This window comes from Anaerosolibacter carboniphilus (assembly GCF_014205875.1).
In the GTDB taxonomy this organism is placed as follows: domain Bacteria; phylum Bacillota; class Clostridia; order Peptostreptococcales; family Thermotaleaceae; genus Anaerosolibacter; species Anaerosolibacter carboniphilus.
Window position 1 is genome coordinate 71,343 of sequence record NZ_JACHEN010000015.1, and the last position, 21,084, is coordinate 92,426.

At 36.0% G+C, this 21,084-nt stretch carries 18 protein-coding genes; all 18 read left to right on the plus strand.

All coding sequences use genetic code 11. From position 1 onward, the window contains the following. Positions 1-4: 4 nt before the first annotated feature. The 18 genes from HNQ80_RS12810 to purB all read left to right on the plus strand — a co-directional run bounded on the left by HNQ80_RS12810 (position 5) and on the right by purB (position 21,080). Positions 5-931 carry a bifunctional riboflavin kinase/FAD synthetase gene (locus HNQ80_RS12810; RefSeq protein ID WP_184311058.1) on the plus strand — a complete coding sequence of 309 codons (927 nt, stop codon included), beginning with the start codon at positions 5-7 and terminating at the stop codon, positions 929-931. A gap of 131 nt (positions 932-1,062) precedes the next feature. Further along, the gene (rpsO, locus tag HNQ80_RS12815) at positions 1,063-1,326 is read left to right on the plus strand and encodes a 30S ribosomal protein S15 (protein ID WP_207727003.1); all 264 of its coding nucleotides are present in this window, start codon (positions 1,063-1,065) and stop codon (positions 1,324-1,326) included. Between the two features lie 152 nt (positions 1,327-1,478). Continuing rightward, on the plus strand, positions 1,479-3,584 hold the full coding sequence (locus HNQ80_RS12820; RefSeq protein ID WP_184311060.1) for a polyribonucleotide nucleotidyltransferase: 2,106 nt from the start codon (positions 1,479-1,481) through the stop codon (positions 3,582-3,584). Between the two features lie 152 nt (positions 3,585-3,736). Beyond that, a complete protein-coding gene (locus HNQ80_RS12825) occupies positions 3,737-4,996 on the plus strand; it encodes a M16 family metallopeptidase (RefSeq protein ID WP_184311061.1) in 1,260 nt (419 codons plus the stop codon). Between the two features lie 83 nt (positions 4,997-5,079). Continuing rightward, positions 5,080-5,517, plus strand: coding sequence for a dUTP diphosphatase (dut, locus tag HNQ80_RS12830; RefSeq protein WP_184311062.1), 438 nt, complete (start codon positions 5,080-5,082; stop codon positions 5,515-5,517). 128 nt (positions 5,518-5,645) lie between these two features. Beyond that, on the plus strand, positions 5,646-5,915 hold the full coding sequence (locus HNQ80_RS12835) for a YlmC/YmxH family sporulation protein (RefSeq protein ID WP_184311063.1): 270 nt from the start codon (positions 5,646-5,648) through the stop codon (positions 5,913-5,915). Positions 5,916-6,053: 138 nt separating this feature from the next. Further along, the gene (gene dapG, locus HNQ80_RS12840) at positions 6,054-7,277 is read left to right on the plus strand and encodes an aspartate kinase (RefSeq protein ID WP_184311064.1); all 1,224 of its coding nucleotides are present in this window, start codon (positions 6,054-6,056) and stop codon (positions 7,275-7,277) included. A 161-nt stretch (positions 7,278-7,438) separates the two neighbouring features. After that, positions 7,439-8,224, plus strand: a complete 786-nt coding sequence (locus HNQ80_RS12845) for a ClpP family protease (protein ID WP_184311065.1) — start codon at positions 7,439-7,441, stop codon at positions 8,222-8,224. Between the two features lie 184 nt (positions 8,225-8,408). Then, positions 8,409-10,724: an FtsK/SpoIIIE family DNA translocase gene (locus tag HNQ80_RS12850; RefSeq protein WP_184311066.1), complete on the plus strand. Its 2,316-nt coding sequence runs from the start codon at positions 8,409-8,411 to the stop codon at positions 10,722-10,724. 86 nt (positions 10,725-10,810) lie between these two features. Beyond that, a complete protein-coding gene (mnmH, locus tag HNQ80_RS12855) occupies positions 10,811-11,851 on the plus strand; it encodes a tRNA 2-selenouridine(34) synthase MnmH (RefSeq protein ID WP_184311067.1) in 1,041 nt (346 codons plus the stop codon). Positions 11,852-11,876: 25 nt separating this feature from the next. Further along, entirely contained in the window at positions 11,877-13,223 is a 1,347-nt protein-coding gene (gene rimO, locus HNQ80_RS12860; RefSeq protein WP_184311068.1) for a 30S ribosomal protein S12 methylthiotransferase RimO, read from the plus strand. After that, the gene (pgsA, locus tag HNQ80_RS12865; RefSeq protein ID WP_184311069.1) at positions 13,207-13,743 is read left to right on the plus strand and encodes a CDP-diacylglycerol--glycerol-3-phosphate 3-phosphatidyltransferase; all 537 of its coding nucleotides are present in this window, start codon (positions 13,207-13,209) and stop codon (positions 13,741-13,743) included. The genes rimO and pgsA overlap by 17 nt, the downstream gene beginning before the upstream one ends. A 60-nt stretch (positions 13,744-13,803) precedes the next feature. Continuing rightward, positions 13,804-15,036 (plus strand): competence/damage-inducible protein A, encoded by a 1,233-nt coding sequence (locus HNQ80_RS12870; protein ID WP_184311070.1) that lies wholly within the window; start codon positions 13,804-13,806, stop codon positions 15,034-15,036. A 106-nt stretch (positions 15,037-15,142) separates the two neighbouring features. Further along, complete coding sequence (gene recA, locus HNQ80_RS12875) at positions 15,143-16,171, plus strand: recombinase RecA (protein WP_184311071.1); 1,029 nt, start codon at positions 15,143-15,145, stop codon at positions 16,169-16,171. 311 nt (positions 16,172-16,482) lie between these two features. Next, complete coding sequence (gene rny / locus HNQ80_RS12880; RefSeq protein WP_184311104.1) at positions 16,483-18,024, plus strand: ribonuclease Y; 1,542 nt, start codon at positions 16,483-16,485, stop codon at positions 18,022-18,024. Positions 18,025-18,280: 256 nt separating this feature from the next. Further along, entirely contained in the window at positions 18,281-18,541 is a 261-nt protein-coding gene (gene spoVS, locus HNQ80_RS12885; RefSeq protein WP_068556162.1) for a stage V sporulation protein SpoVS, read from the plus strand. Between the two features lie 131 nt (positions 18,542-18,672). Beyond that, positions 18,673-19,485: a PHP domain-containing protein gene (locus HNQ80_RS12890; protein WP_184311072.1), complete on the plus strand. Its 813-nt coding sequence runs from the start codon at positions 18,673-18,675 to the stop codon at positions 19,483-19,485. Between the two features lie 164 nt (positions 19,486-19,649). Then, complete coding sequence (purB, locus tag HNQ80_RS12895; protein ID WP_184311073.1) at positions 19,650-21,080, plus strand: adenylosuccinate lyase; 1,431 nt, start codon at positions 19,650-19,652, stop codon at positions 21,078-21,080. The last annotated feature ends 4 nt before the right edge of the window (positions 21,081-21,084 follow it).

A 21,084-nucleotide genomic window follows, 5' to 3' on the forward strand; every position in this document is an offset into this window, starting at 1 on the left:
AAATATGGAAATTATCACTTCTCTAGAGAGAATAGATTTAAAATCTTATAAATGTGGTGTAGCGTTAGGAAGCTTTGATGGTATTCACATTGGACATCAGACACTACTCATGAACCTTGTGGATGTTTGTAGGAAGAACAAATTAAAGAGTGTTGTATATACCTTTACCAATCATCCCAGGAGCTTGACATCTAGTAATGGTGCTCCAAGTAGGATCTTGTCTGAGAAAAATAAATTTGATGTTTTTAGGGAATTTGATATTGATTATGTGATTTCCGTTGAATTTGACGACTTGCATAGAAATTTAGCTCCGGGAAAATTCATAGAAGATATTTTAATGAACAAGTTAAATATGGTATATGGGATTGTTGGATTTGATTATCGATTTGGATATAAAGCCCAGGGGGATATCAACCTATTGCTGGATTATCAGCGGCAATTCAAATATGAATTAAAGATCGTTGATGCTGTTAAGATTGAGGACGAGATCATCAGCAGTACAGCAATTAGAAAATTCATTAGTGATGGATTGATAAATAAAGCAAACCTTTTTTTAGGACGAAAATATAGTGTCCTTGGAAAGATCGTGAGAGGAAAGGGACTAGGACATCAATTGGGGTTTCCTACAGCAAATCTAAGTATTGATGAAGGCGTAGTTCTTCCAAAACCAGGTGTTTATTATACAAAGTGTATTATTGATCAAAAAATCTATTATAGTATTACCAGTGTAGGTTACAACCCTACGTTTGGAGAAAATCCCATAACGGTTGAGTCTCATATATTAGATTTTAATGATAATTTATATGGAAAAGAAATGGAGATTCAATTTTATCACTGTTGTAGGGGAGAAATGAAGTTTTCTGGTGTAGATGCTCTGGTGAAGCAAGTACAACATGATATCAAAACAGCCAAAATATACTTCAATATATAATTTTGTGTTTACATTTCTATTTGAATATGCTACCATTATATATTGTGAAGAACCATATGCTACGTAGTTCGAGACTCCGACGTATTACTTGGCTTATGGGGATAAAAAATAAGGAGGTGAAAATCATGGCTATGAATAAAGAAAACAAAATGGCGGTTATTAATTCTTATAAAGTCCATGAAAATGACACTGGTTCTCCAGAGGTTCAAATCGCATTATTGACTACAAGAATTAATGAGTTAAATGAACACTTGAAAATTCACAAGAAGGATCATCACTCACGTCGAGGTCTTTTAAAGATGGTTGGTAACAGAAGAAATCTTCTTAACTATCTAAAGGATAAGGATATCGCAAGATATAGAACAGTTATTGAAAAGTTAGGTTTAAGAAAGTAGTAATAATTGAGCGGGTTTATGTCCCGCTCTATTATTTTATAATACATAGTTTTATAATTTAAAAGGATTTTTCATATCAGTGTAGGAAATAATATTATTTGTGTAGAATATATTTCCTGTACTTATAAAATAAACATGTAAGGAGGTAAATAATGGAGAAGATTTTTAAAACAACAATTGGTAACAGACCCTTCGAAGTGACAATCGGTAAATATGCTGAGCAAGCCAGCGGGGCAGCCTTTGTTAGATATGGAGATACCGTTGTTTTAGTAACCGCGGTTGCTTCTTCTCAGCCCAAGGAAGGAATTGACTTTTTCCCTCTTAGTGTAGACTATGAAGAAAGATTATATTCTGTAGGCAAAATTCCAGGGGGATTTGTTAAAAGAGAAGGTAGACCTACAGAAAAGGCTATTTTAACATCGAGATTGATAGATCGACCGATTCGCCCACTTTTCCCAAAAGGGTACAGGAATGATGTACAGGTTGTGGCTACGGTTTTATCTGTTGATCAGGATTGTACGCCTGACGTTGTAGCAATGATTGGTTCTTCTATTGCCTTATCTATTTCTGACATACCTTTCAAAGGACCTACGGGCTCTGCAATCATTGGAATGGTCGATGGACAAATGGTGATTAATCCAACTGCTAAAGAAAGAGAAAAAAGCCAAATGCATTTGGTCGTTTCTGGTACTAAGGATGCTATTATGATGGTAGAAGCCGGAGCCAATGAGCTTTCAGAAGAGGTAATGCTAAATGCCATCATGTTTGCCCATGAAGAAATCAAAAAAGTCGTCAATTTTATCGAGGAGATTGTAGCAGAAGTAGGAAAGCCAAAGCAAGAACTTGTTCTTTTGGAAATAGATGCTGCAATTGAAGAAGAGGTAAGGTCTTTTGCTACGGAAAAAATGCTTCAGGCGATAAAAACAGTAGATAAAGTTGAACGAAATGAGAATATGGAAAATGTGAAGCAAGAAACTATGGAATATTTCCTGGAGAAGTACCCTGATAATGGAAAGGATATTTCTCAAACCTTATATCAAATTACAAAAGAACAAGTACGTAAAATGATTATAGAAGAAAAAATTAGACCTGATAATAGAAAGCCAGAGGAAATTCGTGAAATCACATGTGATGTTGGTATTCTACCAAGAACTCATGGAACAGGCTTATTTAAGAGAGGGCAAACACAAGTATTAACCGTTGCAACATTGGGTGCCATAGGAGATGCGCAAATTTTAGATGGTTTAGGCGAGGAAGAATCGAAGCGTTATATGCATCATTACAACTTCCCACCTTATAGTGTTGGGGAAGCAAGGTTCATGAGAGGACCAGGAAGAAGAGAAATAGGACATGGTGCTTTAGCAGAAAGAGCATTAGAACCTGTTATTCCTTCAGAATCAGATTTTCCTTATACAATTCGTTTAGTTTCTGAGGTTCTCAGTTCTAATGGAAGTACATCTCAAGGTTCGGTTTGCGGGAGTACACTGGCTTTACTAGATGCAGGGGTACCAATCAAATCTCCAGTTGCTGGGATTGCCATGGGTTTGATTAAAGATGATGATCAAATCTCAATTTTAAGTGATATTCAGGGGATGGAGGACTTCCTCGGAGATATGGACTTTAAAGTTGCTGGAACAGCGGAAGGAATTACTGCGATTCAGATGGATATTAAGATTGAAGGCATTAACAAGGAGATTTTAGAGAAAGCCTTAAAGCAGGCAAGAGATGGAAGATTCTACATTCTTGATAAGATGAATGCTACTATTTCTAAGCCAAGAGATGAAATCTCACCATATGCACCAAGAATTATCAAGACGATGATTCATCCAGATAAGATTCGAGAATTAATAGGTCCTGGTGGAAAAACAATCAATAAAATTATTGATGAAACTGGTGTTAAGATTGACATTGAAGATGATGGTAGAGTATTTATCACGGCTTCAAATGTTGAAGATGGAAATAAGGCATTAAAGATGGTAGAAGGTATTGTTAAGGAAGCTCAGGTTGGAGAGATTTATATGGGCAAAGTAATGCGCATTATGAATTTTGGAGCCTTTGTTGAAATCCTACCAGGAAAAGAAGGATTGGTACATATATCAAATATTGCAAAAGAGCGAACTGCAAAGGTAGAAGATGTATTAAATATTGGAGATGAAGTGCTTGTAAAGGTAATTGAAATTGACAAGCAGGGTAGAATTAACCTTTCTAGAAAAGATGCACTTCCTGATACTGAACAGCCTGAAACTCAAGACAAATAAAAAAACATAAACCAAATAGGTTTATGTTTTTTTTCTAGAAGTATGATTGATATGACTGCTAATTTGATAGAACAGTGTTTTTTCTTGATTATTTCGGAATACTAAATTATAATAATTAATATGTTTCTCAGAAAAGAACGCAGGAGGATAAGATGGTTGAAAGATATAGATTAAGTAATGGTGTAAGAGTCATTGTTGAACAAATTCCCCATGTTAAATCTGTTTCATTAGGGTTCTGGATTGGAGTAGGATCTATCCATGAAAATAGTAATAACAATGGTATTACGCATTTTATCGAGCATATGCTTTTCAAAGGTACGTCGAATAGAACAGCAAAACAAATTGCTGAGAGTATAGACAGCATCGGAGGCCAACTCAATGCTTTTACAAGCAAGGAGTGTACCTGTTATTATGCGAAGGTTTTGGATAGTCATCTGCCAATTGCTGTAGATGTATTGTCAGACATGTTATTCAATTCAACCTTCAGTGATGTAGAAATTGAAAAAGAGAAAAGTGTTGTATTAGAAGAAATCAATATGTATGAGGATTCACCAGAAGATCTTGTACATGATCTATTGGCAAAGGTGACATTTAATAACCATTCTTTAGGCTCCCCTATATTGGGAACGAGTCAAACTGTTAGCGAGTTTCAGCGTGAAATGCTTCTTGAATATATACAAAACAATTATACATCTGATAATATTGTTGTATCTGTGGCAGGAAACTTTGACCAAGAATTACTTTTCAGTTTATTGGAAGAAAAATTTATGAAGTATTCTAATCATATAAAAAAGCCTAATATACTTGAAGCACCTAGTTTTGGAAAGAATAGCGGACATCGATACAAGGATATTGAACAGTTACATTTTTGCATTGGATTCAAGGGCATACCCCAGGGGCATAGGGATTTATATCCATTATTAGTAATGAATAATGTTTTTGGCGGAAGTATGAGTTCAAGGCTATTTCAGAACATTAGAGAAGATAAGGGACTTGCATATTCTGTATTTTCATATCCGTCATCCTATAGTCAAATTGGTATGATGACAATTTATGCCGGTATAAACCCGAGTCAACTAATTGAGGTCACAAAGCTAATAAATGAAGAGATCTGCCATATAAAAGAAAAGGGATTGACTGAGGAAGAATTCTATAAATCAAAAGAACAACTTAAAGGAAATTATATTTTAGGATTGGAAAGCACCAGCAGTAGAATGACGTCCATAGGAAAATCAGAGCTACTTATGAACAGAGTTTATACGCAAAAAGAAGTCTTAGAGAAGATAGATGCTGTAACAATGGAAGATGTCTATCGTGTAACCCATGATATTTTTGATTCAGCATATGCTTCTGTTGCACTTGTTGGAAAAGTTGAGAGTGATAACGGCGTTTGTGAAATGCTTAAATTTTAAAGATATTAGCCTGTGCTAATGTCTTTTTCATATCTGTATAAACGATTTATATTGAATTTTAATATATGTTAGGGGGAGAACAAATGCATCAAATAAAAATTAAGATAAAGAGGGATGGAATAGCATTGCCGAAATATGAGACCAATAATGCATCAGGTATGGATCTACAAGCAGATTTATCAAGTGAAATAATCTTGAGACCAGGGGAACGAGCCCTTATACCCACAGGTATACATATAGAGCTTCCTGAGGGCCTTGAGGCCCAGGTTAGAGCAAGAAGCGGGTTGGCCATAAAGCACGGCATTGGTTTAATTAATGGGATCGGAACGATAGATAGTGACTATAGAGGGGAAATTAAGGTTCCAATAATCAATTGGGGAAATGAGGATTTTACGATTCAGAATGGTGATAGGATTGCCCAGCTGGTAATCTGTAAATATGAGAGGATTAATTGGATTCCAGTAGAGGACTTAAGTGAAACGAAAAGAGGCACAGGTGGCTTTGGTCATACAGGCAAATAAAAAGTGAATATTACCTCCAGCCATGCAATAAACATATAGTAAGGGCTTGTATTTAGAAAATTTTATTTTAAGCAGGCGAGTCGATATTTGAACGATTGTCGCATGGGAGATTAGAAGGAGGGAGAACCATGAAATTAAGCAAGCTTGGTGGAAAAGAAATCGTTAATTTAACAGATGGCGGTAGATTAGGAATTGTTGCTGAGTCTGATTTATTAATAGACGAGCGAAACGGGAAAATTAGATCTTTGCTAGTGCCAGATTTTAGGAATCAGTTATCGCTTTTTTCAGATCGAGGTTATATAGAAATTCCATGGAATTGTGTTAAGAAGATTGGCAATGATATGATTATCATCGAATTAGAAGAAGAAAAGCAAAATAGAAGAAAGTTTTCCCTATAATTAGATTTTCTTTCGGTCATACACCACCCCATTTTCCTCAACATAAAATATATATATAACAATATGTGCTCAAATTAAGTAGAAATTTTTATTAATATGTGCTAATATTAAGGTATATATTTGGTAAGGAGGAGGAAAATGAATATCATTATCCAAAAATTTGGTGGAACCTCTGTGGCAACAAAAGAACTAAGAGAAAAAGTAGCAAAAAAAGTAATTCTAAGCAAACAGGAAGGGAAAATACCCGTAGTAGTGGTCTCCGCCATAGGACGCAGTGGTGATCCTTATGCAACAGATACATTAATTGGATTAGCCAATCATGCGTTTAAAGAGCAGAGTAGTAGGGAACTTGATATGATTATGGCTTGTGGAGAAATAATTTCTGCTGTAATCATGGCAAATACGATAAAGGCTACAGGTTATGATGCCGTGGCGTTAACAGGCTTTCAAGCAGGTATTATTACAGATGAATACCATGGTGATGCAGAAGTAACCCGTGTGGATTGTGAGCCTATACTCAGTTTGTTAAAAGAGGGAAAGATTCCTGTGGTAACAGGGTTTCAAGGAGCAACTTTGACAGGAGACATTACAACGCTAGGCAGAGGAGGCAGTGATACAACGGCAGCACTTCTAGGAGAAGCTTTAGAAGCAGATGTTGTAGAAATCTACACAGATGTTGATGGTGTAATGACTGCAGATCCAAGACTTGTACCCGAGGCAAAAGTAATCGATACTATTTGCTATGACGAAATATATCAGATGGCTGAAGATGGGGCGAAAGTTGTACATCCGCGGGCTGTTGAAATAGCCCGAAGAGGTAATATAACTTTAAAAATCAAAAATACCTTCTCCGATGCACCAGGGACGATTATTAATGGAAAAATTGGATCCAAAGGGAACTCATACAGAAGTGGTAATGAAGGTGATTTGCTAACAGCTATAGCTCATAAAAATGGTATTACTCAGTTTACGGTTTTCTTTAATGGAGATTCAGTGGAAGAAAGTGAAAGATTTATGAATGAGTTGACTGATAATCATATCAGCATCGATTTGATTAACTTTTTCACAGATAGGAAAGTATTTACAGTTGAAGAGAAAAATGTAGAAAAGTTGGAGCAAATTCTAAATAAATTAGAATATAAATTCCAAGTAGCAAAGGATTGTAGTAAGATTACTGCCATAGGACATAAAATCCGTGGTGTGCCAGGTGTAATGGCTCGAATTGTCAAAGCCTTAGCTGGCCAAGGTGTTAAGATACTACAATCTTCAGACTCTCATACAACAATCTCATGTTTGGTCAGCCGGAAAGACATGGAAAAAGCAGTAAATGCACTGCATCAGGAATTTAATTTATCAAGATAAGGCAAAAAAACTACTATACGCAAAGTTTTCGTATAGTAGTTTTTTTTATGGTAAAAATATATATGAAAACAGTTAGCGTATCAATCTATCATTTATTATTATGTCCTCAACAGGCGTTCCAGATCATTTGTTTGTATACTTAATTATAGGAGTGTGAAATAATGTTTGAAAATGAAGAGAAAACACCAGCTGCACCTCCTGAAGTTTTGCCTGAGACTGAAGCTCCAATTACAGGACGTCCAAAGCTGAAGATAAAATCTACTTTAGAAAATGTCAAGAGTTTAGGAAACCATAATATACCTGAAATGCCTGGGAATATACATTATTTAACAATTATTGGGCATATTGAAGGCCATATGGTAGCACCGCCACAGAACAAATCTACAAAATATGAGCATATTATTCCACAATTAATCGCTGTGGAGGAGAATCCTAAGATACAAGGTCTTTTAACCATATTAAATACAGTAGGTGGAGATGTAGAAGCTGGACTTGCACTGGCTGAAATGATTTCTAGCTTAACGAAGCCTACTGTATCCATCGTATTAGGTGGAGGCCATAGCATTGGTGTTCCGCTAGCAACAGCGAGTAATTATTCTTTTATTGTCCCTACAGCTACAATGACGATTCACCCCATTCGAATGAATGGACTAGTCATTGGGGTGCCTCAAACCTTTAAATATTTTCAAAAAATGCAAGAAAGGATTATTCAATTTGTGACAAGAACCTCAAAGGTGTCCAGAGAAACATTCATTCAACTCATGAATGAGACAGATGAGATTGCAAATGACATTGGTACTATTTTAATTGGAAATGAAGCTGTTGATATAGGATTGATAGACGAAGTAGGGGGAATAAAAGAAGCCATGGCAAAGCTACAGGAATTAATTGAAGCAAGTAATGCGCAGAGAGTTGAATTAGCGGAAAGTCCTACGAATTTGCAATAGAATAATTCAATAGCATATGTTATAATATCAATGGTAAAGTGTTAATATCTAAGATTAGCACTTTATTTTTTTCGTTTCTGATCTAGATATTTGTAATTCTCTTGTCATGGATGTCTATTTTACGATTGAATCCTAGGGATCGTATTTCTGTACTTTTTCTAACAAATAACTGAGGTGAGTAAAGATGTCAAGAAAACAACGGAAAAAGGAACAAAACAAATCCCCTATTCCACATGAAATTTTTTCATTATTTATTATTTCTATTGGTATTTTAGTACTTATAAGTTTGCAAACGGAGTCTTCCGGAGAAATTGGCAAAATTATTAAATATACGCTGAAGGGGCTTCTGGCACAGCCTGCAAATTTATTGCCTTTTGTGATCATAGCTTTCGGATTATTTACGATGGCTGGAAAGTTGAAGTCTTTTGATCGGAAGCTGCGTTTTACAGTATTGGTTTTGTATTTATCTTATGTAATTCTTTACGGGGTGAATCATGTTGACCCTACGATTAAAGATCAATTAAGCTTTTCTAATCTTGGAAATGCATACGTTCAAGGAATTGAGGATCGGGGCAGCGGATTTATAGGAACCATATTAGGTTTGACTTTTCTTAAGCTGTTTGGTTTGAGCGGGAGCTATGTGATTGTCATTACCATTATGATGGCTTCTTTACTCATGTTGACAAACGTGTCTTTAGTAACAGTACTGGGGAATATAAAAAAGGGTGTGGTTGCTTTTTTCGTTACTTTAGGACAAGCAATTCTTGAATTTATACAGATTCATCCAGAAAAAGAAAAAAAGTCTAGTGGAAACAAAGAGAAAGCTATAATAGAAAAACAAAAGGAAGTTTTTATAAATGATCATGAAGAGCTTCCGATTGCAAAGAATGAGACGATGGATGCAAAAATAAAAATACTTGATTTTACAAGAAGGACAGAGCCAGAAGAGCGGGAAGTAGAAGGCCAGCAAATCCCCATGACTACGATAGAAAAAGTTGCGCAAAAACCTTCTGAAGAACTTAACGAGGAATCAATTGATCTACATATTCATCAGGCGGCAAAGGCGCCTATAGCTTATAAAATGCCTAGTCTGAATTTACTAGAAAATGGGAATTCAAGCAATAATAAAAATGATAAAAAAGAAATTCTAAATAAAGCGAAAGTATTAGAGGATACTTTACAAAATTTCGGGGTAGATGCAAAGGTAATGCAGGTGAGTAAAGGACCTACAATCACGAGATATGAAATCCAGCCTAGTCCTGGAGTGAAGGTAAGTAAGATTGTGAGTTTATCTGATGATATCGCCCTCAACCTAGCTGCTTCTCATATTCGAATCGAAGCCCCTATCCCAGGGAAAGCTGCGGTAGGGATAGAAATTCCTAATGATTCTGTTACTACCGTTACCGTAAAAGAGGTATTGGTGAGCGAACCTTTCTCAGAAAATGAATCGAAACTAACCTTTGTTCTGGGTAAGGACATTGCTGGAAACCCTATGGTATCTGATCTTGCCAAAATGCCCCACTTACTAATCGCTGGATCTACTGGTTCAGGGAAGAGTGTATGTGTAAATACGCTTATTACTAGCATATTATACAAAGCCTTACCAGATGAGGTGAAATTTTTGTTAATTGATCCGAAGGTTGTTGAACTGAATAATTATAATGGCATTCCCCACTTACTAATTCCTGTAGTGACAGATCCAAAGAAGGCGTCTACAGCACTTAATTGGGCAGTACAGGAAATGACCAATCGATATAAATCCTTTGCTCAAAATGGTGTTAGAGATATAACTGGTTATAATGAAAAAATGATGAAGGAAGGTAGAGAAAAGCTATCGAAGATTGTGATTATCATTGATGAGCTTGCAGATCTCATGATGGTGGCTCCTGGTCAAGTAGAAGATGCTATTTGTCGATTGGCACAGATGGCTAGAGCAGCCGGGATGCATCTCATTGTGGCGACTCAGAGGCCTTCTGTAGATGTTATCACAGGTGTGATTAAAGCGAATATACCTTCTAGAATTGCCTTTGCAGTATCCTCCCAAGCAGATTCAAGGACCATTCTTGACATGGGTGGTGCTGAAAAATTATTGGGTAAGGGCGACATGTTATTTTATCCTGTTGGGGCTTCTAAACCAAAACGTATTCAAGGAGCTTTTATATCAGACGCTGAAGTGGAAAGAGTTGTTTCGTTTGTTAAGGAACAAGCTGTAGAAGAAAACAATTATGAATTAGATATCATAGAAAAGATTGAAAATGATGATCCTGGTGAAGAAGATGTAGCAGATGAATTGCTAAAGGATGCCATAGAACTTGTTGTTCAAACGGAGCAGGCCTCCATATCCATGCTTCAGAGAAGATTTAGAATAGGATACAACAGAGCAGCCAGATTAATTGACGCTATGGAAGAGCGTGGAATTGTAGGACAGCATGAAGGAAGTAAGCCGAGACAGGTGCTTGTATCAAAAGAGGAGTTTGAAGATATTAAGAGTAGAAGCTAAGATTCTACTCTTAATATCTGTTCTATATTTTACCAAATTGGTACATAATACTTAAATGAAGAATGATAAGAAAATGAGGAATGTGTATGTTGAAACCAGTAACAGTAGAAAATGCATTGAATATGACCAATAGACTATTTATTGATGTAAGATCTCCTTCAGAATTTGCTGAGGCCACCATTCCAGGAGCAATAAATATCCCAATTTTAGACGATTATGAAAGAGCAAAAGTTGGCACAGTTTATCGGAAAGATAGTAAGGAAGATGCTACAACCGTTGGGCTCGATTTCGTAGCTTCAAAGCTCACAGGGATATATGAAAGGATAAAATATTATTCTGATATATATGATTCTATTATAATATTTTGTTGGCGAGGTGGAATGCGTAGCAAATCTGTGTGCAATTTTCTGAATATGATGAGTATTTCTAACACATATCAGTTGGCAGGCGGGTATAAAGCTTATCGTAAGCATGTGGTTGATTTTATCGATCATTCCATAGAAAAATATAAATTTATAATGATTCACGGGCTTACGGGTGTAGGGAAAACCCATATCCTAGAGCTACTACATCAATATGGACAGCCTGTATTGGATTTGGAAAGATTGGCGCAAAATAGTGGTTCTGTCTTTGGCGATATTGTTTTTGAAGGTTCTCCTCCCACACAGAAAAATTTTGAAGCTTTCATTTTTGATAATCTTTCTAAGCTTTGCAATAATTATGTTTTTGTGGAAAGTGAAAGCAAACGAATTGGAGGGGTTCATGTTCCAGAGTCTTTATACACTAGAATGTTGAGCGGTGCCCATGTGCTAATTGAAACATCTTTGCAAAATCGAGTAGACATTATATTAAGTGATTATGTGAATCAATTAGCCCATAAAAATGAAAAGATTATTGCAGCGATTCAGAATCTAAATAAAAGACTAGGAAATGATGTGGTAGCGGATTTGGTTCATAGGGTGAAAGCTAAGGAATACACATATGTAATTGAATATCTTATTGAATATTACTATGATCCTTTATATAAATACTCGATTGAAAAATATAGACCATATGATTTGACCATTGAATATGAAAATATTGAAGAAGTAGTACCGAAGCTAGAGCATTTTGTAACATATATTTAGTATTTAATATGAGAGGAGTTTTTATATGCCATTAAAAGTTTCCATAGAATCTTTAGGATGTGCTAAAAATTTAGTAGATTCAGAGATCATGATGGGTTTATTAAATAAGTACAACTATGAATTGACTGATAAAAAAGAAGTTGCTGAGATCATTATTGTAAATACCTGCGGATTTATTGAAGCAGCAAAGCAAGAATCTATTGATACAATCATAGCGTTAGGAAAATATAAAGAAGAAGGGAATTGTAAGATTCTTGTGGTGGCAGGCTGTTTAGGTGAGCGCTATGCAGACGAACTATTAGAAGAACTGCCAGAAGTAGATGCAATCATTGGAACAGGTAATTATCCAGAAATCATACAAATTATTGATGAAGCTTTAAGAGGAAATCGAGTTGCTAAATCTGGAAATATTAATGTTAAAATTTCAGAGGATTTGCCTAGGCTACTCGCAACCCCTAGATATTCTGCTTATCTTAAAATTGCAGATGGGTGCGATAATTGCTGTACCTATTGTATTATACCTAAATTGAGAGGCTCATACAGAAGCAGAGATATGGAAAGCATTATAAAAGAGGCTCAAGCGATGGTAGAGAGCGGGGTAAAAGAACTGATAATCATTGCTCAGGATACAACAAGATATGGTATTGATTTGTATGGTGAGTATAAGCTCACGGGGCTGCTCAGCCAGTTATGTACAATAGAGAATCTTAAATGGATTCGGATTTTATATTGCTATCCCGATGAAATCAGTGAAGAATTGATCGATATTATTGCAAGTGAAGAAAAAATCTGCAAATATCTCGACCTACCTATTCAACACTGCAGCAACGAAGTTCTTAAGCGAATGAATCGTAAAACAACGAAGGAACATATCATAACCGTTATTGAAAGGTTAAGAAAAAAAATTCCAGATATCGCATTAAGAACTTCTTTGATCGTAGGCTTCCCTGGAGAAACAGAAGAGCAATTTAGAGAGTTAGCATCCTTTGTTAGAGATATGGAATTTGATAAGCTTGGGGTATTTACTTATTCACAAGAGGAAGATACGCCAGCTGCAAAACTTAAAGATCAATTGGATGAAGCCATCAAGGAAACTAGACGAGATGAGATCATGCTTATTCAAAAAGATATATCATTGAAAAAAAATAGAGAGAAAATCGGTAAAATTTGTGATATACTTGTAGAAGAGAAACTTGAGGAAGAAAATGTTTATATCGGAAGAACTATTTATGATGCGCCAGAAATTGATGGAATTGTTTACTTTTCTTCAGCACTCCTCTTGAATCCTGGTGATTTTGTAAAGGTTAGAATCACGGATGCGCTTGAATACGATTTAACGGGAGAGATGATACTCAATGAATCTTGCAAATAAGCTTACAATTGCCAGAATTTTTTTAGTTCCAGTTTTTATGATTGTATTATTGAATAAGATTCCCTATGGGATGTATATTGCTGCAGCAATTTTCATGATTGCTGCTATTACAGATACTCTTGATGGCTATATAGCTAGAAGCAGGAATCAAATAACCAAGTTTGGAAAATTCATGGATCCATTAGCAGATAAGCTTTTAGTTACAGCGGCTTTGGTTTCTCTGGTGCAAATGGATAAACTGCCTGCATGGATTGTTGTTGTGATTATTTCAAGGGAATATATCATTAGTATATTTAGGGCAATTGCTGCTGCAGAGGGTATTGTTATTGCAGCCAGTTGGTGGGGAAAGCTGAAAACAATAAGCCAGATTGTTGCAATTATTGCGATACTTCTGGATAATTTTCCTTTTAGTCTTATCCACTTTCCATTTAGTAGCATAGCATTATGGGCAGCAGTACTGTTAACCATCATTTCAGGTGTAGACTATATTTATCTTAATCGTCAAGTATTAAAACAATAAATTAAAAAGCAGCATGGCTGCTTTTTTGCTATTTACAATAAACTTAAAGGAGACATGCATATGAATTGTTCAATTATTAGTATAGGCACAGAGCTTCTAATGGGACAAATCACGAATAGTAATTCTGTTTTCTTATCCCAAAAGCTTAATGAAATTGGGATAGATGTTTACTATCATTTTACTGTAGGCGATAATGCCAGCAGACTCAAGGAAACTTTAAAGTATGCTATGCAGTGGTCCGATATTATCATAACGACAGGGGGCCTTGGACCTACCCAGGACGACCTTACAAAAGAAACGATCGCCGAATTGTTTGACAAAAAAATGATATTACACAAACCAAGCTACGATAGACTATGTAGCTTCTTTACAAAAATTAATAGATATATGACTGAAAATAATCTAAAACAGGTATCTTTTCCTGAGGGTGCCGTTGTCTTACCAAATGATTTTGGTACAGCTCCTGGATTCATTGTTGAACATGAAGGAACTATTATCATATCTTTTCCAGGACCACCAAAAGAAATGACAAATATGTATGTTAATTATGCGGAAGCGCATTTACTTTCGAAAACAAAGGAAATTTTTTATTCAAAAATGTTAAGATTTTTTGGTATTGGCGAGTCCCAATTGGAGACAGAACTGATCGACTTGATTTCTAATCAAACAAATCCTACCATTGCGCCCTATGCAAAGGAGGGTGAAGTTGCTCTTAGGGTGACTGCGAAGGCTGGCGATAGACAACAAGCCATAGAACTGGTAGAAATGATGATTAAGCAGATTCGTGAGAAGGTGGGTAAATATATCTATAGCTATGATGATGAAGAAATGGTAGATGTAGTAGGTAAAGAATTAATGCGTAGAGATATTTCTATTTCGTTAGCAGAGTCATGCACTGGGGGGCTCATATGTTCTCAACTCACCGGTGTAGCTGGCATATCTCAGAGTTTTGACAGAGGAATTGTTACCTACAGCAATAAAGCGAAGGAAGAAGAATTAGGAGTTCAACTAGAGACCTTAAAAAAATATGGTGCAGTGAGCGAAGAAACGGCAAAGGAAATGGTTCTGGGATTACAGCGAATTACAGGTAGTGATATTTGCCTGGCTATTACAGGCATTGCAGGACCTGGCGGCGGAACAGAAGAAAAACCAGTAGGACTTGTTTACATTGCAGCTATGTATGGTGATCGCTTTATAACCCAGAAGTTAACGCTGGCTGGAGATCGAGACCGAATAAGAAAGTTGTCATTATTGCACGCCCTGGATATGATTAGAAAACTTATAAAATCCTAACATTCCTATTGACCCTAATATAGTTATCATGTATAATCGTATTAGAACATTTGTTCGTTAACATTTGAAAGGCAGGTGAAAACCAGATTTTGTATCTGGGATAGATATGCAAGAGAAATTAAAAGCATTGGAAATTGCAATGGGTCAGATAGAAAAACAGTTCGGTAAAGGTTCTATTATGAAGCTAGGTGAGGATACGTCAAGATTAAATGTAGAATCTATTTCTACTGGTTCACTAGATTTAGATATTGCTATTGGAATTGGTGGTATTCCAAGGGGAAGAATTATTGAGATTTATGGACCTGAGTCTTCTGGTAAAACGACAGTTGCACTTCATGTGATTGCTGAAGCACAGAAAAATGGTGGTGTTGCAGCTTTTATTGATGCAGAACATGCTTTAGATCCTGTATATGCCAAAAATCTAGGCGTGAATATAGATGATTTAATCGTGTCTCAGCCTGATACAGGAGAGCAGGCTTTGGAAATTTGTGAGGCATTAGTTCGAAGTGGTGCAATTGATGTCATTGTTATAGATTCTGTTGCCGCTTTGGTGCCTAAAGCAGAAATTGAAGGCGACATGGGAGATAGCCATGTGGGTTTACAGGCTAGATTAATGTCTCAGGCTCTTCGAAAGTTAGCAGGAGCAATCAATAAATCAAAAACTTCGGCTATATTCATCAATCAGCTAAGGGAAAAAGTAGGTGTAATGTTCGGAAATCCAGAAACAACCACAGGCGGAAAAGCGTTGAAATTCTATGCATCCGTTCGTTTAGATGTAAGAAGAATAGAATCTATCAAGCAGGGAGACGCTGTAACTGGTAGCAGAACAAGGGTGAAAGTAGTAAAAAATAAGGTTGCGCCGCCTTTTAGACAGGCAGAGTTCGATATTATGTATGGAACAGGGATCTCAAGAGAGGGAAGTGTTTTAGATTGTGCAGCGAATGCAGATATCGTAAAAAAATCAGGTGCATGGTACAGCTATGGAGAGCATCGATTAGGTCAGGGAAGAGAGAATGCAAAGCAGTTCCTTGTTGAAAATAAGGAGATTGCATTAGAAATTGAGAATCAAGTAAGAAAAGCTAACAATTTACCATTGTCAAAAATCTCTTCAGATAATACGGAAATTAGCGAATAATCCCCTTTCAGGGGATTATTTATTTTGAGAATGTACTGTATTAAAAGATATATAAATATTTTGAAAAACAATTTATAAAAGCTTATGAGATAGCAAAAAATGGTTATAATACTCTAGTGTACTGAATATCAACTTGACAGTGCAATAAAAAAGATATAAAATAAAAACAACTAATGGTGTATCATTGAATAATACAAGAAGCCCAGCAAGTTTTTTAAATTTTACTCTATAATATCATAGTGAAAGATTTAAAAACCGAGGCTTCTCGGTTTTATTAGTTTGTATTCTTTTATTAGGGGAGGTGTTTAAGTATTAATAGTTTAAACTTCATAGCTATCATTCTCGTTATAGCAGTAATTAGCTTTGTAGTAGGATATTTTCTGAGAAGGAATATTGCCGAAGGCAAATTAAATAGTGCAGAGCAAAGAGCAAAAGAAATTGTCAGCGAAGCGCAAAAAGATGCCGAAACAGCAAAAAAGGAAATTCTGCTAGAAGCAAAGGAAGAAGTTCACAGGTTAAGAAGTGACTTTGAGAAAGACAGTAGGGAAAGACGAAACGAAATTCAAAGATTAGAAAGAAGACTTGTTCAAAAAGAAGAAACTTTGGATAGAAAATCTGAAAATCTTGAGAAGAAAGAAGACATGTATAACAAGAAACTAAAGGAAGTTGCAGAAAAAGAAGAGGAAATAGAAGAGCTTTATCAAAAGGAACTTCTAGAACTTGAAAAAATTTCTGGTCTTACCTCAGAAGATGCAAAAGAGTTGCTTTTAAACGATATACAAAAAGAGATTAAGCATGAAGCTGCTATGATGATTAAAGAGATAGAACAAAAAGCAAAAGAAGAAGGCGAGAAAAAGGCAAAAGAAATTATTTCTTATGCAATACAAAAATGTGCAGCGGATCACGTAGCAGAAACAACAGTATCTGTTGTTGCTCTTCCTAACGATGAAATGAAGGGAAGAATAATTGGTAGAGAAGGTAGAAATATAAGGGCTTTAGAAACTCTGACAGGAATAGACTTAATTATTGACGATACACCAGAGGCAGTGATACTTTCAGGTTTCGATCCGATTCGGCGAGAGGTTGCAAGAATTGCCCTTGAAAAATTAATTGTAGACGGAAGAATTCATCCCGCTAGAATTGAAGAAATGGTAGAAAAAGCTAAAAAAGAAGTGAACAATATGATCAAAGAGGAAGGCGAACAGGCTACCTTTGAGACAGGGGTACATGGACTACATCCAGAATTGATTAAGTTGCTTGGAAGATTAAAATTTAGAACAAGCTATGGGCAAAATGTATTAAAGCATTCTATAGAAGTTTCTCATTTAGCAGGTTTAATGGCTACTGAGTTGGGAGCAGATGTGAAGCTTGCAAAAAGAGCAGGTTTGCTGCACGATATTGGAAAGGCTGTTGACCATGAAATTGAGGGAACCCACGTAGAAATTGGTATGGACTTGTTGAAGAAGTATAAAGAGTCTAATGAAGTAATCCATGCCATGTCAACCCATCATGGTGATTATGAGCCTCAGACGATTGAAGCCGTTTTAGTCACAGCAGCTGATGCGATTTCTGCTGCGAGACCAGGTGCAAGGAGAGAGACTTTAGAGACATATATTAAGCGTCTTGAGAAACTAGAAGAAATTGCAAGTGCATATGATGGCGTTGAAAAATCATTTGCAATTCAGGCTGGTCGTGAAATAAGAATTATGGTGAAGCCGGAAGAAATGGCAGATGCAGATATCATTTATTTAGCCCGAGATATAACGAAGAAAATTGAAAGCGAACTGGAATATCCAGGTCAAATTAAAGTAAATGTAATTCGAGAAACGCGAGCAATAGAATATGCAAAATAATAAAGCACACTAAGTGTGCTTCTATTATTTTTTGAGAAGATAGGATAAGGCGATTAAATATTAACAAGTCCAGACTAGGATAATCATCATGCTGAAAAGTAAAATCGTTGTGTTTGGATGATTTGTTTAAATTTTCTTATTTCTTTTTTAGAAAAAAAAGGATTTGCAGGATATATGTAGAATATAGTAATTTGATATAATATATCATTCTTTTAAATGAGTCAATTCAACTCTATTATTAAAGGGGGCTTTCATCATGGAAGTATTAAAAGTATCAGCAAAATCAAATCCAAACTCTGTTGCAGGAGCATTAGCTGGCGTTTTAAGAGAACGCGGTGGTGCAGAAATCCAAGCAATTGGTGCGGGTGCTCTGAATCAAGCAGTGAAAGCAGTAGCTATTGCGCGAGGATTCGTTGCTCCTAGTGGTGTTGACCTAATATGTATTCCTGCCTTCACAGATATTCAGATAGATGGCGAAGAAAGAACTGCCATTAAGCTTATTGTTGAACCAAGATAGTTTATTACTAGAAGAAGACCTGTTTTTACGGGTCTTTTGCTTTTTTACATATTTTAAAGAAATTTGTGCAAATATATATTTTAGTGTGAGAGTAATGATTCATTCAATTGTTCGCGCAAGGGGGTAGAGGCTTGAAAATAGATATGCATATTCATTCCACGGCATCGGATGGAATATTAAAGCCTTCAGAAATTATTGATTGGGCTGTTAAACTGGGATTAAAGGGTGTTGCCATCACAGATCATGACACTGTTGACGGTTTAGATGAGGCCGATCGATCTGCTAAAGCATATAAAGATTTTTTATTTATACCTGGTATAGAGTTTAGTACACAATTCATGGATCATGAAGTACACATATTAGGTTATTGGATTGATTATGGGGATCCTGGAATCATTAAATTAACTGAAAAAATTAAGGATGATAGAGCACAAAGGGGAAGGCGAATCATAGAGAAGCTGGTTGAATTAGGTTACCATATAACCTTTGAAGAAGTTTTATCATCGTCAAAGGGAGGTGCCATAGGTAGGCCCCATATCGGGAGATTACTCGTAGAGAAAGGTTATAGACGAACGATACAAGATACGTTTGAAACACTGCTTGGAAAAGGAAAACCTGCTTATATAGAGCGATTCAAACTGTCTCCTGAAGAAGCCATTGCTACTATCATTAATGCAAAAGGAGTTCCTGTATTGGCACATCCAGGACTGTTAAATAAGGAAATAGACATTATGGAAATCATTAGTAAAGGAATAAGGGGAATAGAAGTATACCATAGTAAGCACGAAAGAAAAGATTGGCAGCGATTCTTAGCGATAGCGAAGGAGCATGGACTTTTTGTTACAGGAGGATCTGATTACCATGATACTTTTCTAAACACAAGACCTACAATAGGAAGTGTAGGGATATCCTTTGATGAAATTTATGAATTTGTAGATAAGTAAAGTAATGATAGCAGATAAAAAAGATATGGACGAACTTCCATATCTTTTTTTATAAAAATAGACATATTAATATGAACATAAACTGATTAATTTATGATAATGTTTGTGATTTTTAACTTGTTATTGTATAATACTAATGTAAACAATTTAAAGGAGTGGAAGCAATGTCATCAACATATGAGAATCCTTTGATTACAAGATATGCCAGCCGAGAAATGACAGAACTATTCTCATCTGATACAAAGTTCAAAACATGGAGAAGTCTTTGGATAGCTTTGGCAGAAGCGGAAAAAGAACTAGGGTTGGACATCTCTGATGAGCAAATTGAAGAGATGAAGAGATACAAGAATGATATTAATTATGAAGTGGCAATGAAAAGAGAAAAAGAGACAAGACATGATGTAATGTCTCATGTATATGCCTTTGGTGTTCAGTGCCCAAAGGCTAAGCCGATTATCCACTTAGGCGCTACCAGTGCATATGTTGGAGATAATACAGATATCATTGTGATGGACCAGGCGTTAAAGCTTATTCAGAAAAAGTTGATTAATTTTATGGACAATATGGCTACCTTTGCGTTAAAGTATAAAGATTTACCAACCCTTGGCTTTACCCATTTTCAGCCTGCTCAGCTGACAACCGTAGGAAAGAGAGCAACCCTATGGCTAATGGATTTTTTAATGGACTATGAAGACTTAGAATATGTATTAAGCACTATCTCCCTTAGGGGTGTTAAAGGAACCACAGGAACTCAAGCCAGTTTCCTAAGCTTGTTTGATGGGGACCATCAAAAGGTCAAGGAATTGGATAAACTTGTGACAGAAAAGATGGGATACCAAAAAATATTTCCGGTAACAGGACAAACATACTCAAGAAAGCTTGACTATAGGATATTATCTGTCTTGAGCAGCATTGCACAAAGTGCTCATAAAATGACAAATGACCTTCGCTTATTGCAACATTTGAAGGAAGTAGAAGAACCTTTTGAAACAAATCAGATAGGATCTTCAGCTATGGCATACAAGAGAAACCCTATGCGAAGTGAAAGAGTCGCATCCCTAGCCAGATATGTGATTTCCAATATCATGAATCCTGCTATGACGGTGTCAACTCAATGGTTTGAGAGAACTTTAGATGATTCTGCAAATAGAAGAATATCCATTCCAGAAGCTTTTTTGGCTGTTGATGCAATACTTGAGATCTGTATTAATGTTTCTTCTGGGTTGGTTGTTTATGAAAAGGTAATCCAGCAGCATGTGATGAGTGAGTTGCCTTTTATGGCAACAGAAAACATAATGATGGAAGCTGTCAAGCAAGGCGGAGATAGGCAAGAACTACATGAAAAAATAAGAAGCCATTCCATGGAAGCTGCGAAACAAGTTAAGATGGAAGGAAAGCCAAATGATTTATTAATGAGGATTGCAGAGGATGAAACATTTAAGTTGACTAAAGATAATATTGATAGGCTTGTGAACCCCACACTCTACATTGGTCGTGGACCGCAACAGGTAGTAGAGTTCATTGAAGAACATATTCGACCTATCATAGAACGTAATAAGGAAATTCTAGGATTAGAGATTGATTTAAAAGTATAGAATG